The organism is Cellulomonas sp. GbtcB1 (assembly GCF_019091725.1).
Taxonomy (GTDB): domain Bacteria; phylum Actinomycetota; class Actinomycetes; order Actinomycetales; family Cellulomonadaceae; genus Cellulomonas.
Genome location: NZ_JAGXJG010000007.1, coordinates 34,127 through 50,267 on the forward strand (window position 1 = coordinate 34,127; position 16,141 = coordinate 50,267).

Sequence of the window (16,141 nt, forward strand, 5' to 3'; positions counted from 1 at the left end):
GCGGCGTCAGACGCCGGTGGACGCGTCCTGCGTCACGGGACCGGGGCCGGCGTCCGCCTCGTCCGCGGCGCACCGGTGGTCGGCGTCGATCCGGAACAGCTCGAGCGCCCCGCAGATCTCCAGCACGAACAGGTCGCGCGGGTCCGCGCCGCGCAGGACGGTCGCGCCGCCGCGCTTGCGGCTCGAGTCGGCGAGCGAGATGAGGAACGCGGCACCGGTCGAGTCCATGAACGTCACGCCGCACATGTCGATGACGAGCAGCTGGCGCCGGAGGCCGACCACGCGCGCGGCGATCTCGGGGAACTGGTCGCGCTCGGCCAGGTCGAGGTCGCCGGCGATGACGAGGGTGGTCGTCGCGGCCGAGGTGGCGATCTCGATCATGGGGGGACCTTCGACGGGGCGGGCACGGGCTGGACGACTGTAACCACGTCCCGCGCGCCACCGCATGCCGGGACCACGCACGCACTGCCTGACACACTGGCGGCATGACCGGAGCCAACCTCCTCGGACCCGAGCCCACCCGCCTCCCGGACGGGGCCGACGCCGACGCGCGCGCCGTGCTGACCGCCGGCGGCGACCCGCGCGACGCCGCCCGCCGCGCGCCCGCCTCGTCCCTCGCCTGGGCGCTGCTCGCCGAGCGCGCCCTGCGGGACGAGGGCGACCCGGTCGCCGCCTACGCCTACGCGCGCACCGGCTACCACCGCGGGCTCGACGCGCTGCGCCGTGCCGGCTGGCGGGGACAGGGCCCGATCCCGGCGGACCACGAGCCGAACCAGGGCTTCCTGCGCGCGCTGCTCGCGCTCGCCGAGGCCGCCGAGGCCATCGAGGAGGACGAGGAGGCCGCGCGCTGCGCGCAGTTCCTCGCCGACTCGGGCACCTCGGCGGCGGAGGTCGCGGGGCTGCGCTGACCGGGCGCGGGCGGCGCCGGCACCCGGGGGTGGTGGCGTCGCCCGGACGGTGATCACGCGGCTCCGGTAGCCTTTCGGAGGTACTGGGGTCGCCTGCCGCCCCGTGCCCGGACCTCCCGCGCCCGAGCCACGCCGCTCGGCCCCGCTGCGGGTGCCGCCGCGAGGCAGGGTGGGAGTGGTGATCACATGCCGGCCGTCGTGGTGCTCGGGACCCAGTGGGGCGACGAGGGCAAGGGCAAGGCGACCGACCAGCTCGGGTCGCGGATCGACTACGTGGTGAAGTTCAACGGCGGCAACAACGCCGGGCACACCGTGGTCGTGAACGGCGCGAAGTACGCCCTGCACCTGCTGCCCTCGGGCATCCTGTCGCCCGGCGTCGTGCCGGTCATCGGCAACGGCGTCGTCATCGACATCGCGGTCCTGTTCGAGGAGATCGACGCGCTGCAGGCCCGCGGGGTCTCCGCCGAGCGGCTGCTCGTCTCCTCCGCGGCGCACGTCATCGCGCCGTACCACCGCACGATCGACAAGGTCACCGAGCGGTTCCTCGGCAAGCGGAAGATCGGCACGACCGGCCGCGGCATCGGCCCCGCGTACGCGGACAAGATCAACCGGGTCGGCATCCGCATCCAGGACCTGTTCGACGAGAACATCCTGCGGCAGAAGGTCGAGGGCGCCCTCGACCAGAAGAACCACCTGCTGGTGAAGGTCTACAACCGCCGGGCCATCACGGTCGACGAGACGGTCGAGGACCTGCTCGGCTACGCGGAGCGGCTGCGCCCGTACGTCGCGGACACCCCGCTCGTGCTGAACCAGGCCCTCGACGCCGGCAAGACCCTCGTGTTCGAGGCCGGTCAGGCCACGATGCTCGACATCGACCACGGCACCTACCCGTTCGTCACGTCGTCGTCGGCGACCGCGGGCGGCGCCTGCACCGGCTCCGGCATCGGCCCGACCCGCATCGACCGCGTCGTCGGCGTGGCCAAGGCCTACACGACCCGCGTCGGCGAGGGCCCGTACCCGACCGAGCTGTTCGACGAGGACGGCGAGTGGCTCCGGCAGACCGGCGGGGAGTTCGGCACCACCACCGGCCGCCCCCGCCGCACCGGCTGGTACGACGCCGTCGTGGCCCGGTACTCCTCGCGGGTCAACGGCCTGACGGACCTGGTCGTCACCAAGCTCGACGTGCTCACCGGGCGGGACAAGATCCCCGTGGCCGTGGCGTACGACGTGGACGGCCGCCGGTTCGACGAGATGCCGGACGACCAGAGCGACTACCACCACGCGAAGCCGGTCTACGAGTACCTGGACGGCTGGACCGAGGACATCTCCGGCGCCCGCGAGCTCGAGGACCTGCCGGCGAACGCGCAGCGGTACCTGGCGCGGCTCGAGGAGATCAGCGGCACCCGGATCTCCGCGGTCGGCGTCGGCCCGGGCCGCGAGGCCACCGTCGCGATCCACGACCTGCTGGGCTGAGGCCGCCGTGGCGCCGCCCGCCCGGGCGGGCGGCGCCACGGCGCGTCCACGGAGCGGCGCGCGTCGCCGCAGGCGCGGGGCCGGTCGGTAGGGTCGGCGTCGTGAAGATCCTCGTCGTCGGGACCGGCGCCCGCGAGCACGCCCTCACCCTGGCCCTGTCCCGCGACCCGCGGGTGACCGACCTGCACGCCGCCCCCGGCAACCCGGGGATCGGCGCGCTCGCGACGCTGCACGCGGTCGACCCGCTGGACGGCGCGGCGGTCGCCGCCCTCGCGACCTCGCTGGGCACGGACCTGGTCGTCGTCGGCCCCGAGGCGCCGCTCGTCGCGGGCGTCGCCGACGCCGTGCGCGCCGCGGGGGTCCCGGTGTTCGGGCCGAGCGCGGAGGCCGCGCGGCTCGAGGGCTCGAAGGCGTTCGCCAAGGAGGTCATGGCCGCCGCCGGCGTGCCGACCGCCGACCCGGTCGTCGTCGCCGAGGCGTCCGCCGCCGAGGCCGCGCTCGACACGTTCGGCGCGCCGTACGTCGTGAAGGACGACGGCCTCGCCGCCGGCAAGGGCGTCGTCGTCACCGAGGACCGGTCCGTCGCGCTCGAGCACGCGCTCGCCTGCCTGGCCAAGCCGGGCGGCCGGGTCGTCGTCGAGGACTACCTGGACGGCCCCGAGGTCTCGCTGTTCGTCCTGTCGGACGGCACCCACGTCGTCCCGCTCGTGCCGGCGCAGGACTTCAAGCGCGTCGGCGACGCGGACACCGGCCCGAACACCGGCGGCATGGGCGCGTACACGCCGCTGCCGTGGGCGCCGGAGGGGCTGGTCGACGAGGTCGTGGCGCAGGTCGCCCAGCCGACGGTGGACGAGATGGCCCGGCGCGGCACGCCGTTCGTCGGCGTCCTGTACTGCGGGCTCGCGCTGACCAGCCGCGGCACCCGGGTCGTGGAGTTCAACGCGCGGTTCGGCGACCCGGAGACCCAGGTCGTCCTGGCCCGGCTGGCGACGCCGCTCGCGGGCGTGCTGCTCGCCGCGGCGACCGGCGGGCTCGGCGACCTGCCGCCGCTGGAGTGGACCGACGAGGCGGCGGTGACCGTCGTCGTCGCCTCCCACGGCTACCCGGAGTCCCCGCGGACCGGGGACGTGATCGAGGGCCTGGACGAGGCCGGGGCGGTCCCCGGCGTCCACGTGCTGCACGCCGGCACCGCGGCCGGCGCGGACGGCGCGGTCGTGTCGGCGGGCGGCCGGGTGCTCTCGGTCGTCGGCACGGGACCGGACCTGGCGGCGGCGCGCGCGACGGCCTACGCGGGCGTCGACCGCATCGCGCTGGCGGGCTCCCACCACCGCTCCGACATCGCTTGGGCGGCCGCGGAGGGCTGAGCGGGCATACTCGCCCGCATGGAGCTGCCCCTCGCCTGGTCCCTCGTGCTGATCGTCGCCGGCGCCTGGAGCCTGCTCGTCTGGCCCCGGTTCGGCGCGCGGATCGCGAAGGACCCGCGGGCCCGGGACGCCCAGGGCCGGCCCACCCGGTTCCTCACCGTGCACCTGGTGCTCATCACCGTGTCGATGCTGCTGGGCGCCGCCGTCGCGCTGCTCGGCGTCCTCACGCTGGTCTGACGCCCGGACGCCCCGCCGGCCCGTCCCCGCGGCTGCGGCAGGATGGGCCCATGACCGCACCCACCCTGCCCGGCTGGACGCACACCTACTCCGGCAAGGTCCGCGACCTGTACGTCCCGGACACCACCCAGGAGGCCGGGGCCGCGGTGGCCGAGGCCCACGGCGACGTCGTCCTGGTGGTGGCGAGCGACCGCGTGAGCGCGTTCGACCACGTCCTGAGCCCCGGCATCCCGGGCAAGGGCGTGGTGCTGACCCGGCTCAGCCTGTGGTGGTTCGACCAGCTCGCCGACCTGGTCCCGAACCACGTGGTGTCGGCGGAGGCGCCGGCGGTGCCGGAGGCGGTGCTCGGCCGGGCGATGGTGTGCAGGCGGCTGCAGATGTTCCCGGTCGAGTGCGTGGCCCGCGGCTACCTCACCGGGTCCGGCCTGGTGGAGTACCGGGCGTCCGGCGAGGTCACCGGGATCCCGCTGCCCGCCGGCCTGGTGGACGGATCGCGGCTGCCGGAGCCGATCTTCACGCCCGCGACCAAGGCGGAGCTCGGCGAGCACGACGAGAACGTCAGCCTGGACGTGGTCGCCGGGCAGCTGGGCCGGGAGCGCGCGGAGGAGCTGCGCGACCTCACGCTGGCGGTCTACGCGCGGGCCGAGGGGATCGCGCGGGAGCGCGGGGTGATCCTGGCGGACACCAAGCTGGAGTTCGGCGTCGACCCGACGACGGGGGTCGTGACGCTCGGCGACGAGGTGCTCACCCCGGACTCCTCGCGGTTCTGGCCGGCTGACGGCTGGGAGCCGGGCCGGTCGCAGCCGAGCTTCGACAAGCAGTTCGTGCGCGACTGGCTGGCCTCGGCGGAGTCGGGCTGGGACCGCGCGGCCGACGGGGAGCCGCCGGCGCTGCCCGCGGACGTCGTCGAGCGGACCCGGGACCGGTACCTCGAGGCCTACGAACGACTGACGGGGACGCCGCTCACGGTGTGAGCGACGCCCCCGCCGGGGTCGTGCGTCGGGCCGGGCCGGCTCAGGAGCCGAGCGCGTCCTCGATGAGCGGCACCAGGTTGTCGAGCGCGTACTGCTGGGCGCCGATGGTGCCGAGCGAGTAGGCGGAGGACAGGTCGCCGTCGATCACCACGGCCCGGCCGTCGGCGACGGCCGGGATGGCCTGCCACTGCGGGTCGTCGGTGATCTCGGCCGTGTCGATGTAGATCGGGAACGCGACGATGAGGTCGGCGTCGAGCAGGTCGAGCTGCTCCGAGGAGATGTCGACGCTGAAGCCCGAGGCGGACACCGGCAGGTCCGCGATCGTCGGCGACTGCACGAAGCCGAGGTTCTCGAGGAAGTCGACGCGGTCGCCGCCCTCGATGTACGCGCCCCAGCCCTCGGACGTGCGGGTGGCGGCGGCGATGGTCTTGCCGTCCCAGTCCGGGTGCGCCTCGCGCGCGGCGGCGAAGGTGTCCTCGAGCTGCGCCTCGAGCTCCGCGCCCTTCTCGGGGACGCCGAGGGCCGTCGAGATGAGCTCGAGCTGCTGCTGCCCCGTCGTCAGGTAGGAGTCGCCGCCCTCGGGGACGCCGACGGTCGGGGCGATCTCGGAGAGCCGGTCGTACCGGTCCTGGTCGCCGGACGACTTCACGTCGAGGATCAGGTCGGGCTCGAGCGCGGCGATCGCCTCGTAGGACGGCTCGAGGGTGTCGATGATCTCGGGCGACTCGTCGTACTGGCCCTCGGCCCACGGGCCCACGCCGTCGCCGCCGAACGCCAGCCAGTCGGACGCGCCGACGGGCTGGTAGCCCAGGGAGAGCGCGGTCTCGGCGTCGCCCCAGCCGAGCGCGACGATCCGCTCGGGCCGCTGCTCGACGGTGACCTCGCCGAACTTGGTGTCGACCGTGGCCGGGAAGGTGCCCTCGCCCGCCGAGGTCGAGCCGCCCGCGGCGGTAGTCTCGCCCGAGCCGGCGGAGTCGTCGGCGCCGGAGCACGCGCTCAGGGCCAGGACCGCGACCGCCGCGACGGCGGCGACACGCATGGACTTCATCGAAGGCCTTTCGTGGAGGGGGCCCGCGGACTTCGGGAACGGAGTCACGAACGAGCGGATGCCTCGGAAGGTTAGCCTAGCCTCATGATGTGCGGGAACCCCGGGTGAGCGCCGTCGGCGCCCCGCACCCTGCGGCGGTCCGCCCGACGACGTCCACGACCGCCCGTCGCGGCACCGCGCTCGTGCTGCTCCTGGTGCTGCTCGTCGCCGCGCTTGCCCTCAGCCTCGCCGTGGGGTCGCGCCCCGTGGGCCTGTCGACGGTGTGGTCCGCGCTCACCGGCGGGGACGTGCCCGCGGCGGACCACGCGGCGGTGGTCGGGCTGCGGCTGCCGCGCACCGTCCTGGCGGTGCTGGTCGGCGCGGGGCTCGCCGTGGCCGGGGGGCTCATGCAGGCGCTGACCCGGAACCCGCTCGCCGACCCCGGCATCCTCGGCGTGACGAGCGGTGCGGCGTTCGCGGTGGCGATGGGCGTGGTGCTGCTCGGCGTGACCCGGCCGTCGGGGTACGTGTGGTTCGCGTTCGGCGGGGCGCTGCTGGCGACGGTGGCGGTGTACCTGGTCGGGTCGGCGGGGCGGTCGAACGCCGGGCCGATCCAGCTGACGCTGGCCGGGGTGGCGCTGAGCGCGGTGCTCACCGGGGTGGTCGGCGCGCTGCGGCTGACCGACCAGGAGCGGTTCGCGGTCCTGCTGACCTGGGAGTCGGGGTCGTTCCAGTCCCGCGGCTGGGACGTGGTCGTGCCGGTGCTCCCGTTCGTGCTGCTCGGGCTGGTGGTCGCGGGGCTGGTGGCCGGCGCGCTGAACACGCTCGGGCTCGGTCAGGACCTGGCGACGGCGCTGGGCGCCTCCGTCGGGCGGACGCGGGTGCTGGCGGTCGTCGCGATCACGCTGCTGGCCGGCGGGGCGACGGCGATGGCCGGCCCGATCACGCTGGTGGGGCTGATGGTGCCGCACATCGTGCGGTGGCTCGTCGGCCCGGACCAGCGGTGGATCCTCGGGCTGTCCGCCGTCGCGGGGCCGGTGCTGGTGCTGCTCGCGGACGTGGCGGCGCGGGTGCTGCTGTGGCCGGGCGAGCTGCCGGTGGGCGTCGTGACGGCGTTCGTGGGCGCGCCGGTGCTGATCGCGCTGGTGCGGCGGCGGAAGGCGACCGGGCTGTGACGGGCGTGCGGGTGGCGACGACGCCCGGGGGCCTGCGCGTCCGCGACCCGCGGCGCCGGTCCCGCGCCGCCGTGGCCGGCCTCGCGGTCGCTGCGCTGCTGCTCGCCCTGGTCGCGCTCGGCCTCGGCGACTACCCGCTGGGCGTCACCGAGGTCGTGCGGGCGCTGGTGTCCGACCAGGGCTTCGCCAGCACGATCGTGACGCAGTGGCGGCTGCCGCGGGTCCTGGTGGCGCTGGTATTCGGCGCCGCGCTCGCGGTGTCCGGCGCGCTGTTCCAGTCGCTGACCCGCAACCCGCTCGGGTCGCCGGACGTGATCGGGTTCGCGACCGGGTCGTACACGGGCGTGCTCGTCGTGACCACGGTGCTCGGCACGGGCACGCTCGGCGTCTCGGCCGGGGCGCTGGTCGCGGGGCTGCTGACGGCGCTGGTCGTCTACCTGCTGGCGTACCGGGACGGCGTGCAGGGCTTCCGGCTCATCGTGGTGGGCATCGGCGTGACCGGGATGCTGCACGGCCTGAACGTGTGGCTGCTGCTGCGCGCGAAGACGGAGGTGGCGCTCGCGGCCTCGATCTGGGGCGCCGGGTCGATCTCGCTGGTCGGCTGGTCGCAGGCGCTCCCGGCCCTCGCGGTGCTCGCGGTCCTGACGCCGCTGGTGTGGGCCGTGCGCGGGCCGCTGCGGCAGCTGGAGCTCGGCGACGACGCCGCCGGGTCGCACGGCCTGCGCGTCGAGGCGTCGCGGCTCGCGGTGGTGGTGCTCGGCGTCGCGCTGATCGCGACCGTGACAGCGACGGCGGGGCCGATCGCGTTCGTGGCGCTGGCGGCGCCGCAGATCGCGCGCCGGCTGGCCGGGTCGGCCGGGCTGCCGCTGGTGGCCTCGGCGCTGACCGGCGCGCTGGTGCTGCTCGCGGCGGACCTGCTGGCGCAGCACGTGCTGCCCACGGCGCTGCCGGTGGGCGTGGTGACCGTGGTGCTCGGCGGGGCGTACCTGCTGGCCCTGATCGTGCAGGAGGCGCGGCGGCGATGGTGAACGAGCAGCGGCTGCGGGCCGACGCGGTGACGCTCGGCTACGAGCGCAGGACGGTGTCGACCGGCCTCAGCCTGGCGATCCCGGACGACTCGTTCACGGTGGTCGTCGGCCCGAACGCGTGCGGGAAGTCGACCCTGCTGCGCTCGCTGGCCCGGCTGCTGCGCCCCGCGGCGGGCGAGGTCGTGCTCGACGGGTCGTCGATCCACCGGATGGCCACCAAGGAGGTCGCCCGCCGCGTCGGCCTGCTGCCGCAGACGGCGCTGGCGCCCGAGGGCATCACCGTCGGCGAGCTCGTCGCGCGCGGCCGGTACCCGCACCAGAACCTGTTCCGGCAGCAGTCCGACGCCGACCGCCGGGCCGTGGCGGACGCCATGGACGCCACCCGGGTCACCGACCTGGCGGCCGTGCCGGTCGACGAGCTGTCCGGCGGCCAGCGGCAGCGCGTCTGGGTCGCGATGGCCCTGGCCCAGGAGACCGGCATCCTGCTGCTCGACGAGCCGACGACGTTCCTCGACATCGCGCACCAGATCGAGCTGATGGACCTGTTCGCGCGGCTGCACGCCGAGGGCGCCACGCTGGTGGCCGTGCTGCACGACCTCAACCACGCCGCCCGGTACGCCACGCACCTGGTCGTGATGAAGGACGGCGCCGTGGTGGCGCAGGGCCGGCCGACCGAGGTGGTGACGGCCGACCTCGTCGAGGAGGTGTTCGGTCTGCCGTGCCTGGTGATCCCGGACCCGCTCGCGGGCACGCCGCTGGTGATCCCGCGCGGCGCGGCGCACACCGCCGCGGACTGAGCGCCGGTCAGGCCGGGGCCAGGACCACCACCGGCTCGCTCGTCGGCTGCTCCGAGCCGCCCTCCGGCTCGACCGTCAGCGCGAGCGCGTCGCCGGTCCGGTACACGTCCGTGCGGATCTGGAGCGTGCCGTCGGTGACGCCCGTCGTGCCCGCGGAGACCGGCGCGCCGTCCCGCATCACCCACAGCTGGTAGACCTCGTCGGCGTCCGGGGCGTCGACCCCGCTGGCGGTGACCAGGGCGGCGTCCGCCGTGACCACCGCGACGGCGGTGCCGCCCGACGTCACCGGCGCGGAGACGACCTGGGCGCCAGGCTCGGCGAGCAGGGCGGTGATCCGGTCGGCGCGCGCCTCGGCCTCCGCAGCCCGCTCGGCCTGCCGCCAGGCGACGGTCGACGGCACGGCGACGGCGGCCAGCACGGCCAGGGCGGCGACGGCAGTCGACCAGCGACGGCGGGCGCGGCGGCCGGCCGGTCGGGTGGATCCCGCGGGCCGGGTGGACCCGTCGGGCGAGCCCGCGGGTCGGTCGGTCGGGCGCGCGGGCACCGAGGACGGGACCGGCTCCCCGCCGGTCGTGCCGGACGCCGCGGCACCCGGCGCGGCCGTTCCGGCCGCGGGGCGCACGGGCTCGGACTCCGGCGCCGAGGCCGCAGCGGGGTCGTCCTGCCGCGTGCGCTCGACCTCCGACAGCACGGCCAGCCGCACGGCGTCGGGCGCCGCGACGGCGACGGCCTCGCCGAGCACCGCCGCGGTCTCGCGCAGCGAGCGGGCCTCGCGCGCGGCGTCGGGGTCGCGGGCGACCAGGTCGTCGACGCGGGCGCGCTCGGCGTCGTCGAGGGCGTCGAGCGCCCAGGCGCCGAGCAGCTCGCGGGTGGCGGCGTCGTCGGGCCGGCGCTCGCCGGGGCGCGGCGGGGTGGGCGTGGTCACGCGGCCACCCCCAGGCAGTCGCGGAGCCGGGTGAGGCCGTCGCGGATGCGGCTCTTGACGGTGGGCAGCGGGGCCTCGAGCGACTCGGCGACCTCGCGGTACGTGCGCCCGTCGTAGTAGGCGAGCACGACGGCCTCGCGCTGCGTGTCGGTCAGGCCGCCGAGGCAGTGCCGGACGCGCTCGGCCTCGAGGTTCGACTCGGCCTGCTCGGCGACGACGTCGAAGGCGCGCGGCCGGTCGGCGTCGAGGACCGCCTGGTCGCGGGTGCGCTGGGCCTGCACCGAGCGCACGCGGTCGACGGCCCGGCGGTGCGCCATCGTGGTCGCCCACGCGCGCGCCGAGCCGCGCCGAGCGTCCCACCGGGACGCCGTGCGCCAGATCTCCACCATGACCTCCTGGGTGACCTCCGCCGCGTGGTCCGGGTCGCGGAGCACGGCGAGCGCCGTGCCGTGCACGGCGGGGGACAGCATGTCGTACAGCGTCGGGAAGGCGTCGCGGTCGCCGCCCGCGACGCGGGCGAGGGCCTCGTCGGCCGTCGCGTGGGCGGCGGGCCGGGAACCGGGGGAGGGCACCGCTGCAGTCTGCCGCACGGTGCCCGCCTCGGTCCCGTCGAACCGCCCGGCGCGGGCGTGACGCCGGCCCCGACGGGGAACGGGGCCGGCGTCACGGTCCTCGGCGCCCGTCAGGGGACGAGCGCGGCCGCCAGCGAGTCGATCGCGCCGGCGAGGGTCGAGACGTGCATGCCGAGCCCGGCCGCGACGTCGTCCGCCGGCAGCTCGCCGTTGCTGACCTTCTCGAAGAAGGCGCCCGCCTCGGGCCGGTAGCCGTCGAGGTCGGCCAGCGCCTGCTGGCGGCCGTCCTCGTCGCCCGTGGCGTCGGCCACGGCGTAGTCGACGAAGAACCCGATGTGCTCGCGCCACAGGTCCAGGAACGCGGAGCCGTTCTCCTCGCCGGCCAGCGACGTCACGGCGTCGGACAGCGCGACGGAGTTGGCGTCGAGCGTCGCGGCCGCGGCGGTGAACGCCGGGGAGTCGACCCCGCCCTCGGCGGTGTACGCGGTGAACACCGCGTACGAGGCCAGGTACACGTGCTCCTGGAGCAGCGCGGTCAGCGTCGAGCGCAGGGTGGACGCGTCGTCCATCGCGTCGCCGGACAGGCCCGCGCCGGCGGCGAGCCCGGTCGCGATGGTGGCGGCGTCCATGCCGACGTGGTCGGCGGCGGCCTTGAGCGTGTCGGACGCGGTCGGCTCGCCCGCGGCGAGCGCGTCGATCGCGGCCGTCAGGGTCGTGACGTGCATGGTGAGCGCCTCGGCCACGGCGTCCGCGGGCAGGTTGCCGGCGCTGATCTGCTCGAAGAACGCCCCCGCCTGGGTGGTGTACCCGGCGAGCGAGGCCTGGGCGGCGTCGGCCGCCGCCTGGTCGCCCGACTTCACCGCGACGGCGTAGTCGACGAAGTAGCCGATGTGCTCGTCCCACAGGTCGTGGAACGCGGTGCCCTGCTCCTCGCCGGCGAGCGAGCCCACGGCGTCCGCGAGGTCGTCGGTGTTGCCGTCGAGGGCCGCCTTGGCGGCCATGAACTCGTCGGAGTCGGCGCCCGCCGTGTAGGCGGTCGCCACCCCGATGCCGGTGAGGTAGACGTGCTCCTGGAGCAGCGCCGTCAGGTCGGCGCGCAGGGTGGCGGCGTCGGAGTCGACCTCGCCGGCGGTGTCGGTGGCGGCGGCGAGTCCGGTCGCCAGGGTGAGCCCGGTCTCGGGCATGTGCGCGGCTGCGGTGCGGGCGTCGGCGAACGGGTCGCCGGTGCTGACCGGGGCGACGGCGTCCATGTCGCTCATGCCCGAGTGGTCGGATCCGTCCATCGAGGAGGAGGCCGACGGCGCGGTGCCGCCCGTCTCGTCCGTGCTGCTGCAGGCGGCCAGCGTCAGGCTCAGGGTGAGCCCGGCGGCCATCGCGGCCACGGCGTAGGTGCTGCGGGTGCGTCGCATCATCGCTCCTTGCGTCCCTCGGGTGTGTGTCACCAGGGGTTCGGAGCGGGGCCCGGCCCGGATGGGCCCGGAGCGGGTGAACGGTCCTACGCGGCGCCGTGCCAGGCCAGCGCGAGGACGACGTCCTCGGGTCGCTCCGCGTGCTCGGGCGCGGGCCCGCCGACGAAGCACTGGCAGGGTCCGTCGCGGTGCACCAGGCCGGCGTGCGGACGGGCGACGCAGGGGGTGGGGCCGACGGCGGCCCGCAGCTCGTCGAAGGGGGTCCAGGCGGCGGGCAGCCGCGTCACGGAGGCGGCCGGGCGGCCGAGGTCGTCGAGGGTCATGCGGTCCCACCTCCGTGCTCCGGACCTCCCGGGGAGGTCCCTGCGGCGTCGGCGCGGGCCGACGTCGCCCCGCGGGCCGGGTCGGCCCGTGTGCTGCTGTCCATCGGACGGTCGCACGGGTTCCTGTGGCGTCAGGCGTATCTCGGTGGTATCGAGCGGGTGAAAAACCACACATGTGGTCGACATCACGGGCGAATCGGACGTCCCCCGGTGGCGGGAACGGCCGCTCCGTGCCATGACGCCCACTCGCGGGAGCACTGGTCAGCCCGCCAGCCGCACCGCCCGCCGCGCCGCCTGGGCAGCGGGGTCCGGCACCGGCGCGGCCGCCAGCAGCCGCCGGGTGTAGTCGTGCTCGGGCGCCCCCAGCACCCGGCTGCGCTCGCCCACCTCGACGACCTGCCCGCGGTGCATCACCGCGACCCGGTCGGCGAGCTCGTCCACCACCGCGAGGTCGTGGCTGATGAACAGGCACGCGAACCGGAGCCGCTGCTGGATGGACCGGAACAGCTCGAGCACGGTGGCCTGCACGGACACGTCGAGCGCGGAGGTGGGCTCGTCGGCGATCAGCAGCTCCGGGTCCAGCGAGACCGCCCGGGCGATCGACACCCGCTGCCGCTGGCCGCCGGACAGCTCGTGCGGGTAGCGCGAGGCCCAGGCGGCGGGCAGCTCGACGCCGTCCAGGAGCTCGGCGACCCGCGCGGTGAGGGCGCTGCCCCGCAGGCCGGCGTGCACCCGGAGCGGCTCGGCCACGGACTCGCCGATCGTGTACCGCGGGTTGAGCGACGCGGCGGGGTTCTGGAACACGACGCCGATCCGGGTGCGGGCCGCCCGGACGGCGCGCGGGGTGTCCCGGCCGAGCCGGGTGCCGACGACCTCGACGGTCCCGGAGGTGAGCGGCGCGAGCCCGAGGGCGCACCGGCCGAGCGTCGACTTCCCCGAGCCCGACTCGCCGACCAGGGCCAGCATCTCGCCGGGCTGCACGCGCAGCGTGACGTCGTCGACCGCCCGGACGACGCGGCCCCGCCGGTTCCGGTACTCGACGACCAGGTTCTCGACGTTGAGCGCGGGCCGCTCGGCGGCGTCGGTGCCGGCCGGGCGCTCGTCGGCGCCGATCCGCGGCACGGCGTCCAGGAGGGTGCGCGTGTAGGCCGCGGCGGGGGCGTCGAACAGGTCGGCGACGTCGGCCGTCTCCACGACCTCGCCGTGCCGCATCACGACCACCCGGTCCGCCAGGTCGGCGACCACGCCCATGTCGTGCGTGATGAGGACGACGGCCGCCGAGGTGCGGGCGCGCAGCCGGCGCAGGACGTCGAGGACCTCCTGCTGCACGGTGACGTCGAGGGCGGTGGTCGGCTCGTCGGCGATCAGCACCTCGGGGTCGCAGGCCAGCGCCATCGCGATCATCACCCGCTGCGCCTGCCCGCCGGACAGCTGGTGCGGGTAGAACTTCAGCCGGTCCTCGGGGTCGGGCAGCTCGACCATGCGCAGCAGCTCGACGGCGCGGTCGCGGGCCTCGTCCCGGGACAGGCCGGGCAGGTGCCGGCGCAGGGTCTCGCGGAGCTGGAACCCGATGGTGAAGACCGGGTCCAGCGCGTTCGACGGGTCCTGGAAGATCATCGCGACCCGGCGCCCCCGGATGTCGGACAGCGCCCGGTCGTCCAGGCCGACCAGCTCCAGGTCCTCGAGCCGCGCGCTGCCGGTGACCCGCGCGGTGCCGGGCAGCAGGCCGAGCACCGCGAGCGAGGACACGGACTTGCCGGAGCCGGACTCGCCGACGACGGCCAGCACCTCGCCGGCGTGCAGGTCGAACGAGACGCCGCGGACGGCGTGCACGTCGGGGCTCCGCCCGCGGTCGACGCGGAACGTGACGGTCAGGTCGCGCACGGACAGCACGGGGGCGGCTGCCGTGGCCGCGCCGGGGGTCGGGTCGGTGGTCACGGTTCTCCAGTCCCGGCCTGCGCGTCGCGGTAGGCCTCCCAGTCGGCGAGCATCTTGCGGTGGTACCCCGCGAGCCACTCCATGTAGTTGCGGGCGTTGCGCAGCCGGCGCTCCGGCCCCTCCGCGGGGCCGCCGGTGAGGGCCGCGTCGAGGACCCGCTGCAGCCGCGGCAGGTAGTTCCGCTCGCTCGCCAGCCAGCGCCCCCAGATGTCGTCCTCGACGCGGAAGTAGTGGTTCCGGTCGCCGCCGATCGCGTGCCGCTGGATGAACCCCACCTCCACGAGCCGCCGGGTCGCGGTGGACACCGCACCGGCGCTCGCGGTGAGCAGCTGCGCGATCTGCTGGGACGACAGGTAGGGGCGGTCGGCGATCATCAGCAGCCCGACCACGCGGCCCTCCATGCGGGCGCTGTTCGTGCCCTCCCAGGTGAGCGCGAACTGCTCGATCCACGCCAGCTGCTCCGGCGTCATCGTGAGGTCGGCGGCCGGTGCTGCGTCGTCGCTGGTCATGCCGGTCAGCCTAGGGACGCCGGGACCGGCGCACCGGCGTCCCGGCGGCGGGTCATGCCGGCGCGCCGGCGGCGGAACTCGTCGAGGGGCCAGGAGGTCATCCCGTTGCGGACGGCGGCGATGCTCCCGTCCGCCGCGCGCTCGACGACCACGTCCTCGCCCGCCGACCCGAAGCCCGGCTGCCGCGTGGTGCCGAGCACGTCGCGCCCGCGCACGTGCAGCTCGTCGTACGCGGCCACCGGGTCCGGCGCGGCGGGGTGCAGCAGCAGGAGCCGGCCGCCGAGCTCGGCGATGTCGGTGATCCCCCACAGGGCCCCGAACCGGCCGGTGTACTCGGCGAGCGGCCGGGCATCGGCGGCGGGCTCGGGCGCGTCCGCGGGCGGGTTCAGCGCGAGGTCGATCAGCTTGATGAGGCCGACCGCGATCGGGTCGGCCGGGCCGTCGATCGCGTTGGTGAGGACGCTGACGACCAGCCGCTGCTCCGGGTCGATGTAGGTGCGGGTGATGTGGCCCGGGTACCCGCCGGAGTGCCCGACGATCTCCCGGTCGCCGATGGTGTGCAGGTCCAGGCCGATGCCGTACCGCCCGACCTCCTTGCCGTGCACCTTCACCACCGACTCCTGGCGGTGCAGCAGCCGCTTGCCGCCGTCGGACAGCAGCGACTCGTCGCCGTAGAAGTGCGCGGCGCCGAAGGCGGTCATGTCCCGGGCGGTGGAGTAGAAGCCGGTGGCGGCGGCGAGCGCGCGGGTGTCGACGTGCTCGATCGTCTCCCGGCGGTCGTCGGCGTCGAGGAGGGCGGTGTGCCCGGCGGCGTACCGCGCGGCCAGCGCCTCGTCGTACTCGGCGCCGGTGTCGGCCATGCCGAGCGGGTCGAGCACCGCGGCGCGCAGGTGGTCGCGGAACGGCTGGCCGGTCACGGACTCCACGACGAGGCCGAGGATCCCGTACCCGTAGTTGGAGTACTTGAAGTGCTCGTTCGCGCCGTAGACCTCGCCGGCCTCGCGCAGCTCCGCCAGCAGGGTCGGCTCGTCCGGGAAGGGGCCGTCGAGCTGCCAGAAGTCGCCGCGCTCGCCGTCACGGATCACGCCGGCCTGGTGGCCGAGCAGCTCGCGGACGGTGCGGGACCCGAGGGGGGACCCCGCCAGCCCGGCGACGTGCGTCCCGACGGCGTCGTCCAGCCGGAGCCGGCCGGCCTCGACCAGCCGCATCACCGCGGTCGCGGTGAACGACTTGGAGTGCGAGGCGATCCGGAACAGGTGGTCGGTGCGCAGCGGCTCGCCCGTGGTGACGTCGGCGGTGCCCCACGCGTGCTCGAGCACGACCTCGTCCCCGGACCGGATCGCCACCTGGACGCCGACGGCGCGGCGGAACGCACCCTGGAGGTCGACCCACGACGCGAGGTAGGGGGCGGCGGCGCGGAGGGTGGCGGTCGTGTCGGACATGCGGTGGGCCTCTCGGGACGGTGCGGGGTGGTGCCGGGGG

The 16,141-nt window shown here is 75.7% G+C and carries 17 protein-coding genes; 8 read left to right on the forward strand and 9 right to left on the reverse strand.

Annotated elements, in window-relative coordinates; translation table 11 throughout:
* Nucleotides 1–6: 6 nt before the first annotated feature.
* Complete coding sequence (locus KVT14_RS04220; protein WP_217614515.1) at nucleotides 7–381, reverse strand: STAS domain-containing protein; 375 nt, start codon at nucleotides 379–381, stop codon at nucleotides 7–9.
* Nucleotides 382–485: 104 nt separating this feature from the next.
* Here KVT14_RS04220 and KVT14_RS04225 point away from each other — a divergent pair, with 104 nt between their 5' ends.
* The 5 genes from KVT14_RS04225 to KVT14_RS04245 all read left to right on the forward strand — a co-directional run bounded on the left by KVT14_RS04225 (nucleotide 486) and on the right by KVT14_RS04245 (nucleotide 4,956).
* Nucleotides 486–908 (forward strand): DUF3151 domain-containing protein, encoded by a 423-nt coding sequence (locus KVT14_RS04225; protein ID WP_217614516.1) that lies wholly within the window; start codon nucleotides 486–488, stop codon nucleotides 906–908.
* Between the two features lie 186 nt (nucleotides 909–1,094).
* Nucleotides 1,095–2,381: an adenylosuccinate synthase gene (locus KVT14_RS04230; protein WP_217614517.1), complete on the forward strand. Its 1,287-nt coding sequence runs from the start codon at nucleotides 1,095–1,097 to the stop codon at nucleotides 2,379–2,381.
* Nucleotides 2,382–2,482: 101 nt separating this feature from the next.
* Nucleotides 2,483–3,745 carry a phosphoribosylamine--glycine ligase gene (purD, locus tag KVT14_RS04235; protein WP_217614518.1) on the forward strand — a complete coding sequence of 421 codons (1,263 nt, stop codon included), beginning with the start codon at nucleotides 2,483–2,485 and terminating at the stop codon, nucleotides 3,743–3,745.
* Nucleotides 3,746–3,763: 18 nt separating this feature from the next.
* On the forward strand, nucleotides 3,764–3,982 hold the full coding sequence (locus tag KVT14_RS04240; RefSeq protein ID WP_217614519.1) for an SCO4848 family membrane protein: 219 nt from the start codon (nucleotides 3,764–3,766) through the stop codon (nucleotides 3,980–3,982).
* A 50-nt stretch (nucleotides 3,983–4,032) separates the two neighbouring features.
* Complete coding sequence (locus KVT14_RS04245; RefSeq protein ID WP_217614520.1) at nucleotides 4,033–4,956, forward strand: phosphoribosylaminoimidazolesuccinocarboxamide synthase; 924 nt, start codon at nucleotides 4,033–4,035, stop codon at nucleotides 4,954–4,956.
* 40 nt (nucleotides 4,957–4,996) lie between these two features.
* Here the strand turns inward: KVT14_RS04245 and KVT14_RS04250 are convergent, their stop codons facing one another.
* Complete coding sequence (locus tag KVT14_RS04250) at nucleotides 4,997–6,004, reverse strand: iron-siderophore ABC transporter substrate-binding protein (RefSeq protein ID WP_217614521.1); 1,008 nt, start codon at nucleotides 6,002–6,004, stop codon at nucleotides 4,997–4,999.
* A gap of 104 nt (nucleotides 6,005–6,108) precedes the next feature.
* Between KVT14_RS04250 and KVT14_RS04255 the strand changes: the two genes are divergently transcribed.
* From KVT14_RS04255 to KVT14_RS04265, 3 genes are read left to right on the forward strand one after another with little or no spacing between them, the layout of a single operon-like run.
* On the forward strand, nucleotides 6,109–7,158 hold the full coding sequence (locus KVT14_RS04255) for an iron ABC transporter permease (RefSeq protein WP_217614522.1): 1,050 nt from the start codon (nucleotides 6,109–6,111) through the stop codon (nucleotides 7,156–7,158).
* Nucleotides 7,155–8,186, forward strand: a complete 1,032-nt coding sequence (locus KVT14_RS04260) for an iron chelate uptake ABC transporter family permease subunit (protein WP_217614523.1) — start codon at nucleotides 7,155–7,157, stop codon at nucleotides 8,184–8,186. Before KVT14_RS04255 ends, KVT14_RS04260 begins: the two co-directional genes overlap by 4 nt.
* Nucleotides 8,180–8,983 carry an ABC transporter ATP-binding protein gene (locus KVT14_RS04265; protein ID WP_217614524.1) on the forward strand — a complete coding sequence of 268 codons (804 nt, stop codon included), beginning with the start codon at nucleotides 8,180–8,182 and terminating at the stop codon, nucleotides 8,981–8,983. The genes KVT14_RS04260 and KVT14_RS04265 overlap by 7 nt, the downstream gene beginning before the upstream one ends.
* A gap of 7 nt (nucleotides 8,984–8,990) precedes the next feature.
* Here KVT14_RS04265 and KVT14_RS04270 read toward each other — a convergent pair whose 3' ends face one another.
* From KVT14_RS04270 to KVT14_RS04300, 7 genes are all read right to left on the reverse strand, one after another.
* A complete protein-coding gene (locus KVT14_RS04270) occupies nucleotides 8,991–9,908 on the reverse strand; it encodes an anti-sigma factor (RefSeq protein ID WP_217614525.1) in 918 nt (305 codons plus the stop codon).
* Nucleotides 9,905–10,480 carry an ECF RNA polymerase sigma factor SigK gene (sigK, locus tag KVT14_RS04275; protein WP_217614526.1) on the reverse strand — a complete coding sequence of 192 codons (576 nt, stop codon included), beginning with the start codon at nucleotides 10,478–10,480 and terminating at the stop codon, nucleotides 9,905–9,907. The genes KVT14_RS04270 and sigK overlap by 4 nt, the downstream gene beginning before the upstream one ends.
* Nucleotides 10,481–10,590: 110 nt before the next feature.
* Nucleotides 10,591–11,889, reverse strand: a complete 1,299-nt coding sequence (locus tag KVT14_RS04280; protein WP_217614527.1) for a hypothetical protein — start codon at nucleotides 11,887–11,889, stop codon at nucleotides 10,591–10,593.
* Between the two features lie 86 nt (nucleotides 11,890–11,975).
* Nucleotides 11,976–12,212 (reverse strand): hypothetical protein, encoded by a 237-nt coding sequence (locus tag KVT14_RS04285; RefSeq protein ID WP_217614528.1) that lies wholly within the window; start codon nucleotides 12,210–12,212, stop codon nucleotides 11,976–11,978.
* 261 nt (nucleotides 12,213–12,473) lie between these two features.
* Nucleotides 12,474–14,150 carry an ABC transporter ATP-binding protein gene (locus KVT14_RS04290; protein ID WP_217614529.1) on the reverse strand — a complete coding sequence of 559 codons (1,677 nt, stop codon included), beginning with the start codon at nucleotides 14,148–14,150 and terminating at the stop codon, nucleotides 12,474–12,476.
* A complete protein-coding gene (locus tag KVT14_RS04295) occupies nucleotides 14,147–14,659 on the reverse strand; it encodes a GbsR/MarR family transcriptional regulator (protein ID WP_210417383.1) in 513 nt (170 codons plus the stop codon). The genes KVT14_RS04290 and KVT14_RS04295 overlap by 4 nt, the downstream gene beginning before the upstream one ends.
* Before the next feature lie 5 nt (nucleotides 14,660–14,664).
* Nucleotides 14,665–16,101 carry a serine hydrolase gene (locus tag KVT14_RS04300; RefSeq protein WP_217614530.1) on the reverse strand — a complete coding sequence of 479 codons (1,437 nt, stop codon included), beginning with the start codon at nucleotides 16,099–16,101 and terminating at the stop codon, nucleotides 14,665–14,667.
* Nucleotides 16,102–16,141: the final 40 nt, after the last annotated feature.

Coding starts and splice junctions, on each gene's coding strand:
- KVT14_RS04250 (WP_217614521.1), bottom strand. CDS start 6,004: ATGAAGTCCATGCGTGTCGCCGCCGTCGCGGCGGTCGCGGTCCTGGCC.
- KVT14_RS04300 (WP_217614530.1), bottom strand. CDS start 16,101: ATGTCCGACACGACCGCCACCCTCCGCGCCGCCGCCCCCTACCTCGCG.
- KVT14_RS04285 (WP_217614528.1), bottom strand. CDS start 12,212: ATGACCCTCGACGACCTCGGCCGCCCGGCCGCCTCCGTGACGCGGCTG.
- KVT14_RS04230 (WP_217614517.1), top strand. CDS start 1,095: ATGCCGGCCGTCGTGGTGCTCGGGACCCAGTGGGGCGACGAGGGCAAG.
- KVT14_RS04220 (WP_217614515.1), bottom strand. CDS start 381: ATGATCGAGATCGCCACCTCGGCCGCGACGACCACCCTCGTCATCGCC.
- KVT14_RS04295 (WP_210417383.1), bottom strand. CDS start 14,659: ATGACCAGCGACGACGCAGCACCGGCCGCCGACCTCACGATGACGCCG.
- KVT14_RS04280 (WP_217614527.1), bottom strand. CDS start 11,889: ATGCGACGCACCCGCAGCACCTACGCCGTGGCCGCGATGGCCGCCGGG.
- KVT14_RS04265 (WP_217614524.1), top strand. CDS start 8,180: ATGGTGAACGAGCAGCGGCTGCGGGCCGACGCGGTGACGCTCGGCTAC.
- KVT14_RS04225 (WP_217614516.1), top strand. CDS start 486: ATGACCGGAGCCAACCTCCTCGGACCCGAGCCCACCCGCCTCCCGGAC.
- KVT14_RS04240 (WP_217614519.1), top strand. CDS start 3,764: ATGGAGCTGCCCCTCGCCTGGTCCCTCGTGCTGATCGTCGCCGGCGCC.
- KVT14_RS04245 (WP_217614520.1), top strand. CDS start 4,033: ATGACCGCACCCACCCTGCCCGGCTGGACGCACACCTACTCCGGCAAG.